This is a genomic window from Sphaerisporangium sp. NPDC088356, from assembly GCF_040685555.1.
Classification (GTDB): Bacteria; Actinomycetota; Actinomycetes; order Streptosporangiales; family Streptosporangiaceae; genus Sphaerisporangium.
Map to the genome: position 1 here is coordinate 75471 of NZ_JBFBIK010000001.1, position 19258 is coordinate 94728.

The following is a 19258-nucleotide window of genomic DNA, read 5'->3' on the forward strand; positions in this document are numbered from 1 at the left end:
CGTGGCCTCACATGTGCGGGACGTCGTCGGGGATGGAGTAGAAGGTCGGATGCCGGTAGACCTTGTCGCCGCTGGGCGCGAAGAACGAGTCCTTCTCGTCGGGGCTGGTGGCGGCGATGCGGTCGGAGCGCACCACCCAGATGCTCACGCCCTCGTTGCGGCGCGTGTAGAGATCGCGGGCGTGACGCAACGCCGTCTCGTCGTCGGCGGCGTGCAGCGAGCCCACGTGCACGTGGTTGAGCCCCCGCTTGCTCCGGACGAAAACCTCGTACAGCGGCCAGGCGCTCATGCGACCCCTCCCGCCGCGACGGCCTCCAGGCGCCCGGCCGCCGCCTTGCGCGCGTGGGCGGACGCCGCCTCGCGGACCCAGTCGCCGTTCTCGTGCGCGGCGCGGCGTACGGCGATCCGGCGGGCGTTGCAGGGGCCATCGCCGCTGATCACCCGCTTCAGCTCGGACCAGTCGATCTCGCCGAAGTCGTGGCGGCCCCGCTCGTCGTTCCAACGCAGGCCGGGATCGGGAAGCGTCACGCCGAGCGCCTCGGCCTGCGGCACGCTCATGTCCACGAACCGCTGCCGCAGCTCGTCGTTCGTGTGCCGCTTGATCTTCCACGCCATCGACCGGGCGGTGTTGGGCGAGGCGTCGTCGGGCGGGCCGAACATCATGAGCGACGGCCACCACCACCGGTCCACGGCGTCCTGCACCATCGCGCGCTGCGCCTCGGTGCCCCTCATCATCGTCAACAGCAGCTCGTAACCCTGCCGCTGATGGAAGGACTCCTCCTTGCAGATGCGGATCATCGCCCGCGCGTACGGCCCGTAGGAGCTGCGGCAGAGCGGCACCTGGTTGCAGATGGCGGCGCCGTCGACCAGCCAGCCGATCACGCCCACGTCGGCGTACGTCAGGGTCGGGTAGTTGAAGATCGATGAGTACTTCTGCCGCCCCTCGATGAGCATCGCGGTCAGCTCGGCGCGGTCGGCGCCCAGCGTCTCGGCGGCGGAGTAGAGGTAGAGCCCGTGCCCGGCCTCGTCCTGCACCTTGGCGAGCAGGATCGCCTTGCGGCGCAGCGAGGGCGCCCTGGTGATCCACTCGCCCTCGGGCTGCATCCCGATGATCTCCGAGTGGGCGTGCTGGGCGATCTGCCGCACCATCGTCGCGCGGTAGCCGTCGGGCATCCAGTCGCGCGGCTCGACGCGCTGGTCCCTGTCGATCGTGCGGTCGAAGTGCCCTTCCAGGTCAGCCATGCACCGCCACCCCTTTACCGAACATTCGGTCAGTTATTAGTCTCGCTCAGCGGCCGTTCCCGCGCAAGCGGTACGTCCTTCCAGGTCAGGTGGCGCGCCTGGCCACCAGGGTCAGCACGTCGTACTTCGCCACCGAGGACCCGTCCTGCTTGGTCACGTCGGCGTCCCAGCGGACCTCCCCGTACGGGGCGCCCTCGCGCGGGTCGACGTGCTTGGCGGTGAGCGTCACCGTCAGCTCGTCCCCGGGGTAGACCGGCGTGAGGAAGCGGAGGTTCTCCAGCCCGTAGTTGGCCAGCACGGGCCCCGGGTCGGGGTCGACGAACAGCCCCGCCGCCAGCGAGACGATCAGGTAGCCGTGGGCCACCCTGCCGTCGAAGAACGGGTTGGCCCGCGCCGCCTCCTCGTCCATGTGGGCGTAGAAGGTGTCTCCGGTGAACTCGGCGAAGTGCTCGATGTCCGCCAGGCTGACCGCGCGGGGTCCGGCGATCACGGTGTCGCCGGGCCTGAGATCCTCCAGGTGCTTGCGGAAGGGATGGACCTCGGTCACGGTGCGCTCACTGCCCGGCACCCACCGGCCGGTGATCGCCGAGAGCATCGCCGGGCTCGCCTGGACGGCCGTGCGGTTCATGTGGTGCAGCACGCCGCGGATGCCGCCCATCTCCTCGCCGCCCCCGGCCCGCCCGGGGCCTCCGTGCACGAGCACGGGCAGCGGCGAGCCGTGCCCGGTGGACTCCTTGGCGGCCTCCGCGTCCAGCACCAGCAGGCGGCCGTGCCAGGGAGCGGTGCCGAGCACCACCTCGCGGGCGAAGGCGGCGTCGCCGGTCACGACCGAACCGACCAGGCTGCCCTGGGCCCGCGCGGCCAGCTCGATCACCTGCTCGGCCGAGGTGTACGGCATGAGGGCGCTGAACGGGCCGAACGCCTCCACCTCGTGCGGCTCCGGCCGATCGGGATCGTCCACGCGCAGGAGCACCGGCGAGATGAACGCCCCGCGCTCGGCGTCGGCGCCGACCACCTCCACCCGCTCCGGGTCTCCGTACACCACCGAGCCGGCCGGGATCAGCGCCTTGAGCGCGCGGCGGACCTCCTCGCGCTGCCCGAGCCCGGCCAGCGCCCCCATCCGTACGGACGGATCGGCGGGGTTGCCGACCGTGACCTTCGCCAGCCGGGCGGCGGCGGCCTCGGCCACCTCGCCGAGCAGGTCCGCGGGGACGAACGCGCGCCGGATCGCCGTGCACTTCTGCCCCGCCTTGACCGTCATCTCGGTCACCAGCTGCCTGACGAACAGATCGAACTCCTCGGTGCCCGGAACGGCGTCCGGGCCGAGGATGGAGCAGTTCAGCGAGTCCGCCTCGGCGTTGAAGCGCACGGAACGGCCCACGACGACGGGGTGGGTGCGCAGCTTCTGGGCCGTGGACGCCGAGCCGGTGAAGGCCACCAGATCCTGCTCGGTCAGGTGCTCGAACAGGTCGCCCACGCTCCCGCAGACCAGCTGCAGGGCGCCCTCGGGCAGGATGCCCGAGGCGACGATCAGCTCGACCAGCCGCGCGGTGACGTAGGCGGTCTGGCCCGCCGGCTTGACCAGCGACGGCATCCCGGCGAGGAAAGCGGGCGCGAGCTTCTCCAGCGGCCCCCACACGGGGAAGTTGAACGCGTTGATCTGCACGGCGACGCCCCGCATGGACGTGTAGATGTGCTGGGCGGCGAACGACCCGGCCTTGCCGAGCGGTTCCACGGCGCCGTCGAGGTGAACCGTGTCGCCGGGCAGCTCGCGCCTCCCCTTGCTGGAGTACGAGAACAGCACCCCGATGCCGCCGTCGACGTCGAACTTCGAGTCGCCCAGCGTGGCCCCGGTGCGCAGCGACAGCTCGTACAGCTCCTCGCGGTGCTCGCGCAGGTGGGAGGCCAGCGCCTTCAGCAGCGCGGCGCGCTGCGGGAAGGTCAGTGCGCGAAGCTCGGGCCCGCCGGAGCGGCGTCCGTACTCCAGCGCCGCGCCGAAGTCGACTCCCGCGGAGGAGATCCTGGCGACCTCCTCCCCCGTGACCGCGTCGTGCAGCGGCGCTCCCTCGTCGTCCGGGACATGCCAGGAACCGGTGACATAACTGCTGAGCGGGGCCATCGCGGACCTCCCCATCGAGGAATCACCAACCGGCCGTTCGTCCGGACAGGGGCCCGTCCATCCGGCGCGCCTCTCCGCTCCTACCCGTTTTCGCCGGCTTCCAGGGGGTGCCCTTGACAGCGGTGCAACCACGACCCTTAACTGGCGACAACTCATTATTAACCGGCCGTTCGGTCAGTATGCAAGGCACGTGACATCCCATGGAGGAAGGGCTGGGATACTCCTGCGATGACCACCGCCCGCGTCACACCTCCGCGACGAGGCCGCCCCGGCTACGACCTGGAGTCGCTGCTCGCCGTCGCGGTCAAGGTGTTCAACGAGCGGGGGTATGAGGCCACCAGCATGGAGGACCTCTCCCGCAGGCTCGGCATCACGAAGTCGGCGATCTACCACCACATCACCGGCAAGGACGAGCTGCTGCGCCTGGCCGTCGACCGCGCCCTCGACGGCCTGTTCGAGGCCGCGGACGAGGCCACCGCCATGGACGGGCGCGCCATCGACAAGCTGGAGCATCTCGTACGGCGCAGCGTGCACGTGCTGGTCGAGCGGCTCCCCTTCGTCACCCTCCTGCTCCGGGTGCGCGGCAACACCAAGGTGGAGCGCCAGGCCCTGGCCCGCCGCCGGCAGTTCGACCACATGGTGAGCGAGCTGGTCCAGCAGGCCGAGGCCGAGGGCGACGTACGTCCCGACGTGGATCCCGCCGTCGCGAGCCGCCTGGTGTTCGGGCTGGTCAACTCGCTGACCGAGTGGTACCGGCCGCGCGGCGGCATGGGCGCCGACGCCCTCGCCGACACCGTCTGCAAGATCGCCTTCGCCGGCCTGCGCAAGGACGGGCCCTAGCCCGCCGGCTCCAGCCGGCACGCCGCGGCGATGTAGTCCCGCTAGGACGTGGCGGAGATCACCGAGCCCTGGTAGGTGTCCTCGATGAACTTCTTCACCTCGGGGCCGGCCAGCAGCTCGGCGAGCTTCTTGATCTGAGGGGCGTTCTCCTGGCCCTTGAGCACCACGAGACCGTTGGCGTACGGGTTGTCCTCGGCCTTCTCCAGCACCAGGGCGTCGGAGGCGGGCTTGAGCTTGGCCTCCAGCGCGTAGTTGCCGTTGATGACGGCCGCGTCCACGTCTTCGAGCGAGCGCGGCAGCTGCGCGGCCTCCAGCGGCTTGAACTGGAGGTTCTTGGGGTTCTCCGCCACGTCGCGCTCGGTGGCGGCGGTGCCGGCGCCCGGCTTGAGCTTGATCACGCCGTTGTCCTCCAGCAGCTTCAGCCCGCGCCCGAGGTTGGTGGCGTCGTTCGGCACGGCCACGGTCGCGCCGTCGGCCAGTTCGCCGACGCTCTTGACCTTCTTGGAGTACAGGCCGAGCGGCTCAAGGTGGACCGCCTGGACGAACGCGAGCTCCTTGCCGCCCTTGGACTTGAGGAAGTCCGCCAGGTAGGGGCGGTGCTGGAAGTAGTTCGCGTCGAGCCGGCCCTCCTGGAGCTGCACGTTGGGCTGCACGTAGTCGGTGAACTCGACGATGTCCAGCTTGAGCCCTGCGGCGGGCGCGAGCTTGTCCTTGACGAATTTGAGGATCTCCCCGTGCGGCACCGGGCTGACACCGACCTTCAGCACGTCGTCCTTGGCGGCGGCCGGCTCCGAGCCCGATCCTCCACACCCCGCGAGCATCAGTGCCAGCGTGGCCGCGGCCACGGCGCCGAACAACTTGCGCACGTCATATCTCCTTTTATTCGTCTATTGCTATTGCGGGAAAGCCCTGGGGGACGGTGTGGCTACCTGTGGGAGAGCCGGCGGGCGACGAGGTCGCCGAGGCTCTGCACGAGTTGCACGACCACGACGAGCAGCACGACCGTGACGATCATCACCGTGGTGTCGAAGCGCTGGTAGCCGTACCTGATCGCGAGGTCGCCGAGGCCACCGCCGCCGATCGCCCCCGCCATCGCGGAGTACCCGATCAGCGCCACGATCGTCACGGTCAGCCCGGCGACGAGCCCGGGAAGGGCCTCGGGGAGCAGGACCCTGGCCACCACCCTCGTACGGCTCGCGCCCATCGCCTGGGCGGCCTCGACGACCTCCCGCTCCACCCCGCGCAGCGCGGTCTCCACCAGCCGGGCGAAGAAGGGAACGGCCCCGAGCGTCAGCGGGACGATCGCGGCGATCGTCCCGATCGTGGTGCCGGTGACCAGGCGCGTGAACGGAAGGATCGCGACCATCAGCACGATGAACGGCAGCGAGCGCCCGACGTTGACGATCGCCCCGAGCACGGCCTTGACGGCGGGGGCGGGGATGAGGCCGCCACGGTCGGTCGCGACCAGCAGCACGCCGAGGGGCAGGCCGAGCACCAGCGTGAGCAGCGCCGACCAGAACACCATCTGGGCCGTCTCGCCGGTGGCCTGCGCGAGCGCCTGCGGCAGTTCGTCGCCGCTCATCCGGCCTCCTCCAGGATCAGGCCGCGCTCGCGCAGGTAGGCCAGGGCGTCGGCGGTGTTCCTTCCTTCGAGCCTGATCCGCAGGCGCCCGACCGGCACGCCTCCGAGCTCCTCCAGGGACCCGCCGAGGATGTCGACGTCCACGTCGAACTTCCGGACCAGGCTCGACATGACCGGTTCGCCCGCCTGCCCGGCGAAGGTCACCGTTATGACGCCGTCCGGAGCGGGCTCGGGGAGCGGGAAGATCTCGCGGGTCAGGAGCGACCCGGGCCGGGCGATGAGCTCCGCGACCGTACCGGATTCCTCGACGCGGCCATCGCGCATGATGGCCACCGAGTCGCAGACGCTCTTGATGACGTGCATCTCGTGGGTGATGAGCAGGATCGTCAGGCCGAGCTCCGCGTTGAGCCGCTTGAGCAGGGCGAGGATCGACTGCGTCGTCCCCGGGTCCAGTGCGCTGGTCGCCTCGTCCGACAGGAGCACCTTCGGACGTGCGGCGAGGGCGCGGGCGATGCCGACGCGCTGCTTCTGGCCGCCGGAGAGCTGGGCGGGGTAGGCCGAGGCCTTGCCCTGGAGCCCCACCAGCTCCAGGAGCTCCCCCACGCGCGTGCCGCGCTCGCGGCGCGGCACTCCGGCCACCTCCAGCGGGAAGGCGACGTTCCCCGCCACGGTGCGGGAGGACAGCAGCGCGAAGTGCTGGTGGATCATGCCGATGCGCTGCCTGGCGCGGCGTAGCCCCGCGAGGTCGAGCGAGGTCAGTTCCTGGCCCGCGACCGTCACGGTGCCGCCCGTCGGGCGTTCCAGCAGGTTGACGCAGCGAAGCAGCGTGCTCTTGCCGGCGCCGCTCTGCCCCAGCACACCGAAGATCTCACCTTCCCGTACGTCGAGGTCGACCCCGTCGAGCGCGACGACACCGGTGCCGTAGACCTTTCGCAGGCGAGAAACATGTATCACAGGTAGGTTATATCCGAAATAGGAGGCGGGTGGGGCGGGGGGCGACGAAGGGGATCCCCGCTTCAGAGACGAACGCGACACCCGCGGATCGCCCGGTCGGCCGAGGGCAACGACCAGGTCAAAGGCGAAGCTAGCGTCACGCTGAGGCCAACCGCTCCGCGCATTCTCACCATTCCCGATCGGAAGTGTGATCCGGGCCACTGCCCGAGGGTGAGGCCTTTCGCGCCCGCGGAAACCGGCGTGACCGATGCCAGATGGCTGGCTTTGAGGAGTTTTCGCGAAAGACAGCTAAGAGTAGATGCTACTTTACTGACGGTAGCCGCAGATGGGTGCAGACCTGGGTGGGAAAGGAGCCCCCGCGCCTGCGAGCGGCCCGGACACGATGTCCCATCTTCTTTCCAGGGGGGTCTGGTGGCGGGTGCGGCGAGATCGGAGTCACCGGTCGACGACCCGTGGGGTTCACGCCCAGGCATGGCGCACCTGGCGGGGTTCGCCGCTCTGGTGCTCGACAGGCAGGGGCGCGTCACCGAGTGGGGCGGCGGCGCCACCCGGCTGTTCGGCCACTCTCCCGGCAGGGCCATGGGCGACGACATCTGCGATCTGCTCCTGGGCGTCGCCCGTCGCGACACCGTCAGGCGGGTCCTCGCCCAGGTGGCCGCCGGCGCCCGGTGGAGCGAGATCCTCTCCGTCGCGTGCGCCGACGGCCAGGTCCACGACGTGGCGTTCATCTGGGAGCCTCTGGCCCGCCCGGGCGCGTGGGGCGCGGTGATGGTCACCGCCATGGACACCTCCCTGCCCGGCCCCGCCGACGCCGGCGCCTCCGCCGGCGACCGCCTCGCCCTGCTCAACGAGCTGAGCACCCGCGTCGGCGCCACGCTCGACCCCCGGCAGGCCGCCGAGGACTTCATGGACATCGCCGTGCCCAGGTTCGCCGACGCGGCCAGCCTCTACATCGTCGAAGGCCTGCTCAGGGACGAGCTCTACCCCGACCTCGCGGCCGACGGGTCGGTCAGGGTCCGGCGGCTGGCCATCCGCTTCGCCCCCCGCCGCACCGGTGAGCGCAGCGCCGGCGAGTGCGACTGGCGCGCCGTCTTCCCGGCCAACGAGATCGTCCACTACGGCGCGCGGCACCCCGCCAACCGGTGCATGACCGGCGACGCCGCCATCGTCTACACCGTGGCCGACCTGGAGACCAAGGAGCTCGACCGGATCACCGGCATGCTCGGCGCCTCGGCCATGGGCGTCCTCGAGAAGACCTCGTTCCTCGCGGCGCCGCTGACGGCCCGGGGCATCGGGCTGGGCTTCATCGCGTTCAGCCGCACCGGCGACCGTCCCCGCTTCGACGACCACGACACAACCCTCGCCGAGGACCTCGCCACCCGGGCCGCCATCTGCATCGACAACGCCCGGCTCTACTGCCGCGAGCGCCGCACCGGGCAGGCGATCCAGCAGGATCTGGCGCCCCGCACTCTGACCGTCCCGCCCGGCCTGGAGGTCGCCCACCGCTACCTGCCCGCGAGCGCCATGACCGTGGGCGGCGACTGGTACGACGTGATCTCGCTGTCCGAGACGCGCATCGCCCTGGTGATCGGGGATGCCATGGGGCACGGGGCGGTGGCGGCCGGCGCGATGGGCCAGCTCCGCGCGGCCGTACGGGCGCTCGCCGGGTTCGACCTGCCGCCCGACCAGGTGCTGCGCCGGCTCGACCGCATGGCCGAGGACATGGACTCCATCCAGTGCGCCACCTGCCTCTACGCCACCGTCGACCTCGCCACCCGCACCTGCGCGCTGTCCCGCGCCGGGCATCCGCCGCCGATCCTCGTCCATCCCGACGGCACCGCCTCCGTGCTGGCCCTGCCGTCGGGGCTGGCGCTCGGCCTCGGCGACCCCACGTTCTCCAGGGCGTTCACGACGACGGAGGTGCCGATCCCGGTCGGCAGCACGCTCGCGCTCTACACCGACGGGCTCGTGGAGAGCCGCGAGCAGGACATCGACAGCGGCATCGCGGCCCTCCAGGAAGCGCTCAGCTCCCCGCGCGACACCCTGGAGTCCACCTGCGACGCCATCATCGCCGCCCTCCCCAAGCAATATGACGACGTAGCCCTCCTGCTCACCCGCACCACCCACCCCCACGGCGCCTGACCAGCACCGCGATCTCGCACCAGGTGGGCATGCCGTCCACGCTGAAGACGCGTATCTCGTACGGCGGGCAGGCGTGCCGCTCGCCGCTCGCTCCGCCAACCCAGGTGGTGCGCGGCTCGTCGTCTACGGCCCATATGATCACGACGACGCGATCCGCCGACGCGAGGTACGCAGCAGTGGTAACGGCGTCAGGCACGCCATCAGCGTGTCCCACACCTGCCGGTAGGAGCAGTGCTCGAACATCGCCAGCGCCAGCACGAAGTACACCATCACCCGTGAAGGCAGTAACCGTAGTCGGCGCTCGCGTGCTCCGGTCTCCTCCACGACCGCGTCCACCAGGTCGAAGTCGACGATTTGGGGGAGCTCGCCCAGATGGCCCGGTGCGAGCACGCCCGGGGCTACCTTGATCGTCCGGTGGATGACGGACTTCTCCCGCAACGGGACTCCTGCCTGGCTTGGTCGCAAGATGGTTTATTGATGTGTGAAGGCGAGGGCCCGGATCTGCTGGAGCATGGATGGCCAGAGTTGCCTGGGCAGGTCATGGCCCATGCCGGGGTAGGTGATCAGGCGTGCGCCGGGGATGGCTGCCGCGGTTGCCTGTCCGGCCTTGAGCTGGATGACTGGGTCGTCCTCGCCATGCAGGACGAGGGTGGGGATGCGTAGCGTGGCCAGTGCCTTGCGCCGGTCGCCGGAGGCGGTGACGGCGGCGCGCTGGCGCGCGTCGCCGTCGGGACTGCCGGGATGGCGCTCATAGGAGCGGCGGCCGATGTCGCCCACCTCCTTCTCGTCGAAGGGGTATCGCGGGGAGCCGATGAGCTTCTTCATCGCGATGGCCTCTTGCGCTGCCTGGTCCGGGCTGGTGACTGGCATGTTGGAGAGTTTCATGATCGCTTTCAGGGTGGCGATCTTGGGCATGGTGCCGATCCGAGCCGCGGGGGTCGACATGATCGAGGTGAGGGTGCGCACCCGGGAGGGGTAGCGGATGGCGAGGGTCTGGGCGATCATCCCGCCCAGCGAGGTGCCGACCAGGTGCGCGGACTGCCACCCGAGGGCGTCCATCACCGCGAGGGCGTCTTCGGCCATGTCCTTCAGCCGGTACGGCGCTGAAGAGGGGCGGATCATGGTCTTGAGCCAGCCGGGCGCCGGCACTCCGGTCAGGTGTGTGGACAGGCCGGTGTCGCGGTTGTCGAACCTGGCGACCTGGAACCCGGATTCAACCAGCGCGCCGCAGAGGTCTTCGGGGAAGATCAGCATCTGCACCCCGGTACCGCTGATCAGCAGCAACGGCACTCCACTCGTGGCGCCGAAGGTCTCGTAGGCGAGTTCGATGTCGCCGTTGCGCGCCATGCCCATGGCTCCGCCCTCTCGGTAGGTCATACTGTCTGTGAACGAATTTTCGGTGAATCCAGATTCAGTGAATCTAGATTCGTCTAAGTTTGCTTGTCCGTCAAGGGGGCCGTGTGTCCGCATCCGAGCCGACGCCTGCGAGCCGGAAGGAAAAGGCCGCGCAGACCGAGATCGCCTTAAAGGAGGCCGCCCGCCGCGTGTTCGCTCGCAACGGCTACCTCAACGCCAAGATCACCGACATCACGGCCGAGGCGGGACGCTCCGCCGGCTCCTTCTACAAACACTTCGCCAGCAAGCAGGAAGTGCTCCAAGCGCTGCTGTCCGACTGGCTCGACCAGGCCGGCGAGGAGCTCTCCGTCCATGAGGCGGGCGACGACCTGTCGAGCGAGCCCGCCCTGCGCGCCCGGGTGGCCGCGTACTGGCACACCTACAAGGCGCACCTGCCCGAGATTCAGGCGCTCGGCCAAGCCGCACTGGTCGACCCAGAGTTCGCCGAGCGCGTCGCCCAGATCCGCCACGCCCAACTGCAGACCATGCGCGAACACCTCCAGCGGCTCCAGACCGCTGGGTTCGACCTGCCCGGCGACCCCGCCGTGCTGACATCGGCGTTCAACGCCCTGATGGAAGGGTTCTGCACGGTCTGGCTCACCGGCGGCGGCGAGCCCATCGGCCGCACACTCGGGGACGACGAGGCGATCGACACCCTCACCAGGCTGCTGCGACACGGCCTCACCGGCCCCGGTCATAGCGGCTGACCAATCACCACATCGACAACCGAGGAATCGCAGTCACTTAACAGAAGGGACGGACACCAGGTCCATCGCGGCGCTTGATCGCCGAGGAACCTCACGGCGTTCGCGCACAACAGGAGCTCAGCCCTCCCGATCGTCCCATTTGAGCTGGTGACACGCTCGTTAACGGCGCCCCAGGGACCGGTAGTGCGTCCTCTTCTGAGAGTCAGGCTCCAGGAAGACCACGGAGCCCGCAGGATGTCGGTGCCCGCGGCTAACGTACGCCGTGTGACGATCCCTGACGTATCCCTTCCCACCAGCCCTGCCGCGCCGGACACCACTATGCCGATCGCGCCTTTCGCCTCGCTCGGGCGCACGGTGCTCCTCGTCGATGACGCCGACTCGGCGCTCGCCTTCTATCGGGACGTGCTGGGTTTCGGCGTCCTGCACGACCAGGAGACCGACGGTTTCCGCTACCTGCACATCGGTCTTCCCGGGCAGGAGCCCGCCGGTCTGTGGCTGATGCCCGCCACCACCGAGCACGACCGGCGCATGGTCGGCCGCCAGTCGGGAGATCAGCCGCTGCTGGTGCTGTACACCGATCACTTCGACCACGCCCGCGAGCGGCTGCTCGCCCACGGCTGCCCGGTGTGGGACGAGCGAGACGATCCCGGCAGCCGCTCGCTCCACTTCCGCGACCCGCTCGGCAACGTCATCGTCGCCGTCCAGCTGAAGGAGCCGACCCCGTGATCACGGCCGGCGACGTGCGTCAGTATGAGTCCAGAGCTGGAGAGGCGGGGGAACGATGGTCACGGCCGACGACGTACGCAGGCTGGCGCTGACCCTGCCGCGCACCGAAGAGCATCTGATCAGAGAGCGCATCAAGTTCCGGGTGGGCAGGATCGTCTACATCGCCATCTCTCCGGACGAGACCTCGATGGGGTTCGCCTTCCCCAAGGAGGAGCGTGCCGCGCTCGTCGCGGCCGAGCCCGGGAAGTTTCACCTGCCCCGCCCTTCCGACCTGCGGTACAACTGGGTCCAGGTCCGGATGGCCGCGATCGACGAGCCCGAGATGCGGGAGCTGGTCGTGGACGCGTGGCGCATGGTCGTCCCCAAGCGCGTCGCCGCCGCCCACGCCCAGCAGCCGGCACACCCCTGACGCACCCGGCCACTCCGGCAGGTGGTTATCCACAGAGTCGGGGGCACGGCGCGAAAGTGTCCTACGGAGCTGCTTCGATGGGCGGCATGGAATTCTCCCGGCTCCTCAGCTGCCTCGCTGACGACTTCAACCTGCTCCGGGCGGCCGTCGCCGTGACCGATCCGGGGGCGCCGGTGCCCTCATGCCCCGACTGGACGGTCGCCGATCTGACCGGCCACGTCGCCAAGGTCTATCTGCACAAGACCGAGTGCATCCGGCTCGGCGCGTTCCCCGACCCGTGGCCGCCGGAGGTGACCGAGCCCGATCCGGTCGCCGCCCTCGACGATGCCTACGCCGCACTGACGGCGGAGTTCGCCGCGCACTCCCCCGGCGACCACGCGGCCACCTGGCACGAGCCCGACCAGACGGTCGGCTTCTGGATCCGCCGCATGGCCCAGGAGACTGTCGTCCACCGCGCCGACGCCGAGCTCGCCGCGGGCCTCCCGGTGTCCCCCATCCCTCCGGATCTGGCGATCGACGGCATCGACGAGGTTCTCAAGCTCTTCGTCGCCTACCAGAGCGTCCGCTGGAGGGAGGATTTCGGCGCCCTGCTCGACACGCCAGACAAGCGCCCCGTGTCGGTCTCCACGAGCCACCACGCCTGGACCGTCACGGCCACGCCCTTCGGAGTCGAGGCGGCCGACGCGGTCACGGGGTTCGGTGGTGACGCCCTGGTGAGCGGCGACGCCGCGCCTCTGCTGCTCTGGCTGTGGAACCGCGCGGGCGACGACGCCGTCCGCCTGTCCGGCGATCCGGCGCTGCTCGCCCAGTTCCACGCCTTGCGCACCATCGCGACCCGGTAGTCCGGTTCCTGCTTGAGCTCGATGGCCGGCATCCAGGAGCAGGTGGGCTGAGGCGAGAGCCGTTTTTGTCGGTGCCCGCGTTCACACTCGTCGCTGTGACCACCTCATCCCAAGGAGGTTCCCGATGGCGCGACGACGACCGACCCGGCGCGGGGGGCGCCGCTCCGGCGGCGACGGCATCATGTTGGCGATGGTGGGGCTCGTGGTGGCGGTCCCGCTCTTGAACGCGACGGTGGGGTTCGTGCGATCGTCGTGGCCGTGGCTCCTGGTCGCGACCCTCGCCGTGGCCGCCGTCGTCATCGGCGTGGCGCTGCTCGCCGTCCGCCAGGCGCGCCGGCACCGCGACCACTACCTCCAGGCCAACGCCCAACTCGAGACGATCGACAAGATGAGCGGCGAGCAGTTCGAGCACCTCGTGGCGGCGCTCCTGCGGCGCGACGGGTTCCGCAAGGTCCGCGTGGTCGGCAAGGCCGGTGACGGCGGGGTCGACGTCCTCGGCGTCGCCCCCGACGGGCGGCCGTTCGCCGTGCAGTGCAAACGCTGGTCCGGCAACCTCGGCTCACCCCACGTGCGCAACTTCCTCGGCGCCCTCGCCCACACGTACTCCGGCAACACCGGGGTGCTCATCACCTCCAGCGGCTTCACACCACCCGCCACGAGAGAAGGCCAGGGCGCCGGGCTCGCCATGATCGACCGTGGCGACCTCGCCGAGTGGGCCCTCGGCACACCCCTGCTCACGCTCCTCACCCGCCAGCGTCTCAGCGTGTGAGGAGGAGGACCCGGCCCCGGAGAACAGGCCGCAGCTGACCCCCCTCCAAGCCGCCGAGCAAACCCCTCGGGCGTATTTTGGTGATTGGCGCCCGGTAATCGCGACAGGATCAAGAAAGCACTGACAAACGCGATTTACCAAGGCCTGGAAAAGCACCACCCGGCGCGGCATACTAGCCTGACAATCAAGCCGTCCAGTGGGGAACGCATCGCAACGAAGGAGTAGCCGCGATGGACCCCGCCCTGGTCACCCTCGCCGGCGCCGCGGGAACAGCACTGGTCCAGGCCATGACCAGAGACACCTGGGAATCGGTCAAGGCGCGCTTCTCCACGATCTTCAGCCGCCACGGGGAAGACGACCAGGCGGAGCTGGCTCGCGAGCTCGACGTGACCGAGCAGCGCCTGCGATCACCCTCCGGTGCGCTGGAGCCGGCCGTCGACGATGAGCGGCGGCGCTGGGCCGCGCTCCTGGCCGCCTTCCTCGCCCAGCACGGCGAAGCCGCCCCCGAACTGCGGGAGTTCGTCCATGACGTGCGGCAACTCGCTGCGCGCGACTCCTTCAACGTGGTGCAGCAGATCACCGCGGGCCGCGACTCCTACACCGCGGGCCGGGACCAGCACGTGTTCCCGGTCGTGGACGACGACGATGAAGGCTGAGCCGGAGCCCGGCGGGGAGCTGGTCCAGCGGGTCCTGGCCCGGCGCGACGCCTTCACCGCGGCGCGCGACCTGTCGGTGAACATCCTGCCGGGCACACCGCCGCCGGCCCCGGCCGGCGGGGACTCCTACCGGCGAGAACGGTCGCTGTTCATCCAGTACGTCAACCCCGAGATCCTCGCGTGTTACGGAAAGGACGCCACCACCCGAGATATCGACCAAATCCTGGCACAGGCGCTCAGGGCCACCCGGCTGGCCGTACTCCTGACGGACGCCTATCTCATTTTCCCGTCGTCGTACATGTTCGAGCTGCCGTGGTTCGATGTTTTCCTCGGCCGCATCGAGCCGCTGATCCACGAAGGCCTGATACGCCATACGTCGCCCACCCCGGAGTTGACGGCGTACCAGGACATGAAAGTGCGGGAGTATCGCCGCGACGAGAGGAATCCCTATTCGACGTCGCACCGGTTCCACATCGAGCCGGATCTGGCGTGGTACCCGCGCTTCGGGAAACCGACGTCCGTGGGCATCGCCGAGCGGTGGAGCCGGGCGCTGGCGCCGGAGGGCGATCTGTCGGGCGTCGTCCACGCGGTCGCGCGAGCGTGGCACCGCCCGTACAGGCGGGTGGAGAGCATCATGGCCAAGTCGCCCGAGCGGCTGGAGGGGCAGGCGTTCGTCAAGCGCTTCGTCGAGCGCACGCTGCCCGGCCCGGTCCCGGGCCACGCGGACAGCCTCCTCGGCCTGTTCCTGTCGGCCGCGTACCTGCGCTCCTACGTCCACGACCTGGACACCGCGATCCTCACCGACCTGCCCATCGGGCCGCTTTCGTGTGAGCTGAACAATTCGATGGAGGACATGAGGGGCCGGGTCCTGTCGTCCCGCCGCCTCGACCTCGCGCTGCACTGGCTGCGCGTCGATCACTTCGTTCACCGTGGGGCAAGCTGGAAGGAGCTCGTTCTTCTGAGATCCAGCGCCGAGTTCGGCATGATTGCGTCGTTGCTGTATGGGAGCGGCTCGGCGGACGCATTCAGGCTCGCGATCATCGGCGCCAGTAGGTCTCGACACTTCGGTCCCGCCGTCACCTGTGGGGACGCACTGTCCAACGTGGCGGTCGTGGCCGACCAGCTGGCCCGGATGCCCGGCTGACCGTTCCACTCACCCCGCGCGAGGTCCGTGGCGGGCGGAACGAACGGCGAGGGAACATCAATGAAGCTTTCGGTGTACTGCTCCGGGTCCATCGCGAAAGGGGCTTCCGACAGCAGGAAGCTCACCTGGTCCGACACCGAGAGGATGGAGGTCGCCAAAGGAGCCGCACCCCACGAGGTCGTCTTCCTGAATCCCGACGACCCCATCACCGACCCGAACAACACCCTTGGGCAGTTTGGTCGAGACATGTATCAGGTCATGGTCGCGACGGCGGTCATCGTGGACGCGCGCGAGAGGCGCGGCCTCGGCATCGGCGTCGAGATGGCGGCGGCCGGCACCTTCGGCACGCCCGTCATCGTCGTGGCACCGCCGAACTCCAAATACCGGGCCGACACGCTCCAGTACCGCGGGGTCACGGTGCACGACTACGTCCACCCGCACGTCGCCGCCCTCTCGGCGGCCATCGCCGACGACTTCCTCGCCGCCGGCGAGGAGCTGTCGCGCATCGTGGACGCCAACGCCCTGCCCCCGCTGGCGCACGTGCCCGGCTGGCTCGGCAGGGCGATCGACGAATACCGCGACAATGTCCTCGGAGCCGACGTCCCCATGCTGGAGGCGTTGCGACAGCTCGACCGAATCCCTGGATGACCGGACAGGAGGACCAACGTGATCCTCGATGCGGAGGACAGCACCGCGGAGCTCATCGAGGCGGGAACGGACGCGTCCCGGTTGTACGTGGTGCGCAACAGCGCTCTCGAACGAATGCTCTTCGACCGGAACCTCGTCGGGACGGACTTCCGCCGGGCGTGCCTGGAGTCGAGCCGCCACTTCGTCCGCCATCTGGCCGACGAGTATCACCCAGATGACACGGCCGAGCTGATGATCCTGAGCAAGGGGCTGGTGTACCAGCTCGGCGACGCCGTGGCCCAGCAGAGCGGTCACAACCTGCCGCTGAACCTGGTCGCCACCTCGCGCGTGGCGGTGTCCGCGGAGTCCGCCCGGGTAGAGGTCTCGTACGCCCAGCTGGAGGCGCCCGCGCGGACGCTGCTGGTCGGGGACACCGTGGCCTCCGGTGCGACGATCGTCGCGGCGGTCGGCCGCTACCTGGAGACCCACACGCTGACGCGGCTGTACGTCCTGTCGTACGCCGGGACCATGGCGGGAGCGGAGAGGATCGCCGCCTTCTGCGCGAAGAGCGGCATACGGACGACGTTCCTCTACGGCCTGGCCGCCTTCGGCCTCGGGCTCAACGGGTTCGACCTGTCGTTCCTGCATCCGGAGACGGTCACCAGGCAGGCGTACGTCGACAGAGCCGCGAAGCAGTTCTCCGGCAGGCCGGTCTCGGCCGTCGGATGGGACTTCGGCTCGCAGGTCGTGTCGCCGCGCAAGTACAGGCGGCTGTGCTGGGTCGAGGCGGAGGTGTGGGGCCTGCACGGCAGCGACTGCCTGGCGGTCGCCGAGAGACCGGAGAGCTGGGCCGAGCTGGCCCACGAGCGTGCGGCGTACGCGGACTCCCTCGGGCCCGGCTGGAAGAACATCATCAATTCACCCGATGCCCTGTGATGCCACATACATCCAGTGCTCGACGCCCGGCGGGGCAAGAAGGGCCGCTACCCGGGTGACGCGCCGACCGCCCTCTGATCACGATGGCGGAAAGTTCTGGAGGAATTCCTCCAGCGCCCGGTAGTACGGCGTGATCGTGGTGGTGTCGGCGTACTCTTCCGGACCGTGCTGCCCGTCGCCACCCGCCCCGAAGACGACCGCGTCGATGCCTCGCTGGTAGTAGAAGCGGCCGTCGGCGGCGCCGTGCTTGCGGAGAAGATCGGCGCGGTGACCCTGGTTCCGCGCGGCCTGCTGGAGCATGCGCACCTCTGGACGGTTTCGATCAGCGTGGTGGGGCACGTCGACGTGATCGACGACGGGTGTGACGCCGGGCTCGCAGAAGGTCTCCAGGTACGCGGTGATCTCCTGGACGCTCCTGCCGTTCAGGTCCGCGTCCTCCGGAGGAAAGCGGATGTCCAGCCATGCCTCCGCGAAGGCCGGGACCTGGTTGCGCACCGCGTCGGGCGTCTCGATCCGCGCGACGTTGACGGTCGTACGCCAGATCTCCTCGGTCGCGACGGGATACCGGGTCAGCAGGTTGTCCAGGCTCCGGTGCAGCTTGAGCAGGGCATTGTCGCCGAGCCACGGGTAGGCGCCGTGGGCGTTCCGGCCGGCGGCCGTGAGGTTCGCGGCCACCATCCCCTTTGAGTCGGTGACGATGCGCAGCCCGCTGCCCTCGCCGATGATGACGAAATCGCCGGTGACGCCCTGTTCCAGTTGGTGCCGCGTGCCGTCGCGCCCGCCCACCTCCTCGTCGGTGACCAGCTGCAGCGCCACCGGGTACGGCAGGCCGGCGGCCAGCTCGCGGAAGACCAGTGCCTCCACCAGCGCCGACACCTTCATGTCCTGAGCGCCCCTGGCGTACAGGCGGGTGCCCTCGCAGCGGGGCCGGAACTGGTGGGGCGGAGCGGGCACGACGTCGAGGTGGGCGTTGAGTATGACCCTGAAGCGCTGTCGTGCCGTGCCCGGATACACCAGCGCGCTGGGCTTGCCGTTCGACTCGAACCGCTCCACCGTGAAGCCCGGCCCGACGAAGTGGAGCACCAGGTCGAGTGCGCGGTGCAGGTCGCCCGGCCGGTCGGCCGTCGACGGCACGGCGAGCAGTTCCTCGGCCACGGCGAGGAAAGACTCAGCCGGTTCCTGGGCCGTGGCGGGGAAGCGTTCAGGATCCATGGCTCCATCGTCCCTTCCGCGAACAGCCTCTTGCCAACGCCCCTCCGAGCGAGCTCGACGTGCGGGAGGCGAGCGACCTCGTCGGCCTTCCGCGGTCTCCGTCAGATGGCCGTCTTCTCCAGCCAGCGGGCGAGCAGTTCCCGGTCGCCGAACACCTCGAACCGGCCGTCGGCGGGCTTGAGGCGGCCGTAGAGCAGAAGCAGGAGATCGCTGACGGCTCCCCGCACGGCGACGTCGCCCTTGCCGTGGCCGTGCCGCCACGAGAAGCCGTCGGGGCCCAGCGTGACCGTCCACTCCCCGCCGGCGTCGACGTCCGTGGCGTGGAAGTGCAGAACCTCGCCGTCGCCCGGCAGCTCCTTCAGGCTGTCGGCCACCCATGTGGCCACCGCCAGGTTGTCGAGGAACTCGTCCACGCCGTCCGTCGCGACCCTGGAGTCGATCCTCGGCTCGCGCCCGAGAGCGATCTCGGTGTCGGTCCTGTGGACGGTGCCCTCGTGGAGCATCCGCCTGGACCAGAAGCTCGCGTGCTGGTCGATTCCCCATGACCACATGGGCGTGCCGGGATCCGCCTCCCGCAGCGTGGCGACAAGGGACGCGCCCCCCGCCGCCAGCCAGGCCGGATAGCCGGTGTCGTCGTCCGGCAGGGTGACCGGCACTTCCCGGGACGACATCCGCTCGGCGACACGGTGACGTACGAGGTACTCGGCCCACCGCTGCGTGATCCCGACATGCTTCAGCAGTTTGGCGATGGTCCAGCCCGGGCAGGTCGGCACCTTGGCCGCCGGGTCGGCGTTCTCCACGATCTCGGCGAACCGGCCGAGCTCGGCCTCAAGCGCCGAGCAGTAGTCGTCGTGCGTCCAGCGACCTTCGATCTCCACGCTCATACCCAGGAGCGTAGACCGCGAGCCTGCCCGCAAGTGGCGACAGCGCCCTGACCTGCGTGGAAGCGGCAGGGCA

22 protein-coding genes are annotated in these 19258 nt (G+C 69.7%); 11 read left to right on the forward strand and 11 right to left on the reverse strand.

The features are described from left to right. Positions 1–7: 7 nt before the first annotated feature. The 3 genes from paaB to paaZ all read right to left on the reverse strand — a co-directional run bounded on the left by paaB (position 8) and on the right by paaZ (position 3361). Positions 8–289: a 1,2-phenylacetyl-CoA epoxidase subunit PaaB gene (paaB, locus tag AB0O34_RS00370; RefSeq protein WP_363910957.1), complete on the reverse strand. Its 282-nt coding sequence runs from the start codon at positions 287–289 to the stop codon at positions 8–10. After that, complete coding sequence (paaA, locus tag AB0O34_RS00375) at positions 286–1242, reverse strand: 1,2-phenylacetyl-CoA epoxidase subunit PaaA (protein ID WP_363910959.1); 957 nt, start codon at positions 1240–1242, stop codon at positions 286–288. The genes paaB and paaA overlap by 4 nt, the downstream gene beginning before the upstream one ends. A gap of 85 nt (positions 1243–1327) precedes the next feature. Next, on the reverse strand, positions 1328–3361 hold the full coding sequence (gene paaZ, locus AB0O34_RS00380) for a phenylacetic acid degradation bifunctional protein PaaZ (RefSeq protein WP_363910961.1): 2034 nt from the start codon (positions 3359–3361) through the stop codon (positions 1328–1330). A gap of 228 nt (positions 3362–3589) precedes the next feature. Between paaZ and AB0O34_RS00385 the strand changes: the two genes are divergently transcribed. Then, positions 3590–4201 (forward strand): TetR/AcrR family transcriptional regulator, encoded by a 612-nt coding sequence (locus AB0O34_RS00385; protein ID WP_363910963.1) that lies wholly within the window; start codon positions 3590–3592, stop codon positions 4199–4201. 41 nt (positions 4202–4242) lie between these two features. On the opposite strand, the gene AB0O34_RS00390 is transcribed toward AB0O34_RS00385, so the two are convergent. From AB0O34_RS00390 to AB0O34_RS00400, 3 genes are read right to left on the reverse strand one after another with little or no spacing between them, the layout of a single operon-like run. Next, entirely contained in the window at positions 4243–5067 is an 825-nt protein-coding gene (locus tag AB0O34_RS00390) for a MetQ/NlpA family ABC transporter substrate-binding protein (RefSeq protein ID WP_363910965.1), read from the reverse strand. Positions 5068–5126: 59 nt separating this feature from the next. Beyond that, positions 5127–5783 (reverse strand): methionine ABC transporter permease, encoded by a 657-nt coding sequence (locus AB0O34_RS00395; RefSeq protein WP_363910967.1) that lies wholly within the window; start codon positions 5781–5783, stop codon positions 5127–5129. Beyond that, entirely contained in the window at positions 5780–6736 is a 957-nt protein-coding gene (locus AB0O34_RS00400; RefSeq protein ID WP_363910969.1) for an ATP-binding cassette domain-containing protein, read from the reverse strand. Before AB0O34_RS00400 ends, AB0O34_RS00395 begins: the two co-directional genes overlap by 4 nt. Before the next feature lie 471 nt (positions 6737–7207). On the opposite strand from AB0O34_RS00400, the gene AB0O34_RS00405 reads away from it, so the two are divergent. Beyond that, positions 7208–8878 (forward strand): SpoIIE family protein phosphatase, encoded by a 1671-nt coding sequence (locus tag AB0O34_RS00405; RefSeq protein WP_363910971.1) that lies wholly within the window; start codon positions 7208–7210, stop codon positions 8876–8878. On the opposite strand, the gene AB0O34_RS00410 is transcribed toward AB0O34_RS00405, so the two are convergent. From AB0O34_RS00410 to AB0O34_RS00420, 3 genes are read right to left on the reverse strand one after another with little or no spacing between them, the layout of a single operon-like run. Next, complete coding sequence (locus tag AB0O34_RS00410; RefSeq protein WP_363910973.1) at positions 8847–9020, reverse strand: hypothetical protein; 174 nt, start codon at positions 9018–9020, stop codon at positions 8847–8849. The genes AB0O34_RS00405 and AB0O34_RS00410 overlap by 32 nt on opposite strands. Next, a complete protein-coding gene (locus AB0O34_RS00415; protein WP_363910975.1) occupies positions 9017–9316 on the reverse strand; it encodes a transposase domain-containing protein in 300 nt (99 codons plus the stop codon). The genes AB0O34_RS00410 and AB0O34_RS00415 overlap by 4 nt, the downstream gene beginning before the upstream one ends. A 33-nt stretch (positions 9317–9349) precedes the next feature. Continuing rightward, positions 9350–10225, reverse strand: coding sequence for an alpha/beta fold hydrolase (locus tag AB0O34_RS00420; RefSeq protein WP_363910977.1), 876 nt, complete (start codon positions 10223–10225; stop codon positions 9350–9352). Positions 10226–10338: 113 nt separating this feature from the next. Between AB0O34_RS00420 and AB0O34_RS00425 the strand changes: the two genes are divergently transcribed. The 9 genes from AB0O34_RS00425 (at position 10339) to AB0O34_RS00465 (ending at position 17089) form a co-directional block, all read left to right on the forward strand. Beyond that, entirely contained in the window at positions 10339–10980 is a 642-nt protein-coding gene (locus AB0O34_RS00425) for a TetR/AcrR family transcriptional regulator (protein ID WP_363910979.1), read from the forward strand. A 318-nt stretch (positions 10981–11298) separates the two neighbouring features. After that, the gene (locus AB0O34_RS00430) at positions 11299–11706 is read left to right on the forward strand and encodes a VOC family protein (protein ID WP_363910981.1); all 408 of its coding nucleotides are present in this window, start codon (positions 11299–11301) and stop codon (positions 11704–11706) included. Between the two features lie 55 nt (positions 11707–11761). Then, entirely contained in the window at positions 11762–12115 is a 354-nt protein-coding gene (locus AB0O34_RS00435; protein ID WP_363910983.1) for an MmcQ/YjbR family DNA-binding protein, read from the forward strand. Positions 12116–12192: 77 nt separating this feature from the next. Continuing rightward, complete coding sequence (locus tag AB0O34_RS00440) at positions 12193–12957, forward strand: maleylpyruvate isomerase family mycothiol-dependent enzyme (RefSeq protein ID WP_363910985.1); 765 nt, start codon at positions 12193–12195, stop codon at positions 12955–12957. 124 nt (positions 12958–13081) lie between these two features. Next, positions 13082–13726 (forward strand): restriction endonuclease, encoded by a 645-nt coding sequence (locus AB0O34_RS00445; RefSeq protein WP_363910987.1) that lies wholly within the window; start codon positions 13082–13084, stop codon positions 13724–13726. Between the two features lie 230 nt (positions 13727–13956). After that, positions 13957–14382, forward strand: a complete 426-nt coding sequence (locus AB0O34_RS00450; protein ID WP_363910989.1) for a hypothetical protein — start codon at positions 13957–13959, stop codon at positions 14380–14382. Further along, complete coding sequence (locus AB0O34_RS00455; RefSeq protein WP_363910991.1) at positions 14372–15526, forward strand: hypothetical protein; 1155 nt, start codon at positions 14372–14374, stop codon at positions 15524–15526. The genes AB0O34_RS00450 and AB0O34_RS00455 overlap by 11 nt, the downstream gene beginning before the upstream one ends. 60 nt (positions 15527–15586) lie before the next feature. Continuing rightward, complete coding sequence (locus tag AB0O34_RS00460) at positions 15587–16174, forward strand: hypothetical protein (protein WP_363910993.1); 588 nt, start codon at positions 15587–15589, stop codon at positions 16172–16174. A gap of 18 nt (positions 16175–16192) precedes the next feature. Continuing rightward, a complete protein-coding gene (locus AB0O34_RS00465) occupies positions 16193–17089 on the forward strand; it encodes a hypothetical protein (RefSeq protein WP_363910995.1) in 897 nt (298 codons plus the stop codon). A gap of 78 nt (positions 17090–17167) precedes the next feature. On the opposite strand, the gene AB0O34_RS00470 is transcribed toward AB0O34_RS00465, so the two are convergent. Together AB0O34_RS00470 and AB0O34_RS00475 are read right to left on the reverse strand one after the other, a co-directional pair. Beyond that, positions 17168–18301, reverse strand: coding sequence for a M20/M25/M40 family metallo-hydrolase (locus tag AB0O34_RS00470; protein ID WP_363910997.1), 1134 nt, complete (start codon positions 18299–18301; stop codon positions 17168–17170). Positions 18302–18402: 101 nt separating this feature from the next. Next, on the reverse strand, positions 18403–19179 hold the full coding sequence (locus tag AB0O34_RS00475) for a maleylpyruvate isomerase family mycothiol-dependent enzyme (protein ID WP_363910999.1): 777 nt from the start codon (positions 19177–19179) through the stop codon (positions 18403–18405). Between the last annotated feature and the right edge of the window lie 79 nt (positions 19180–19258).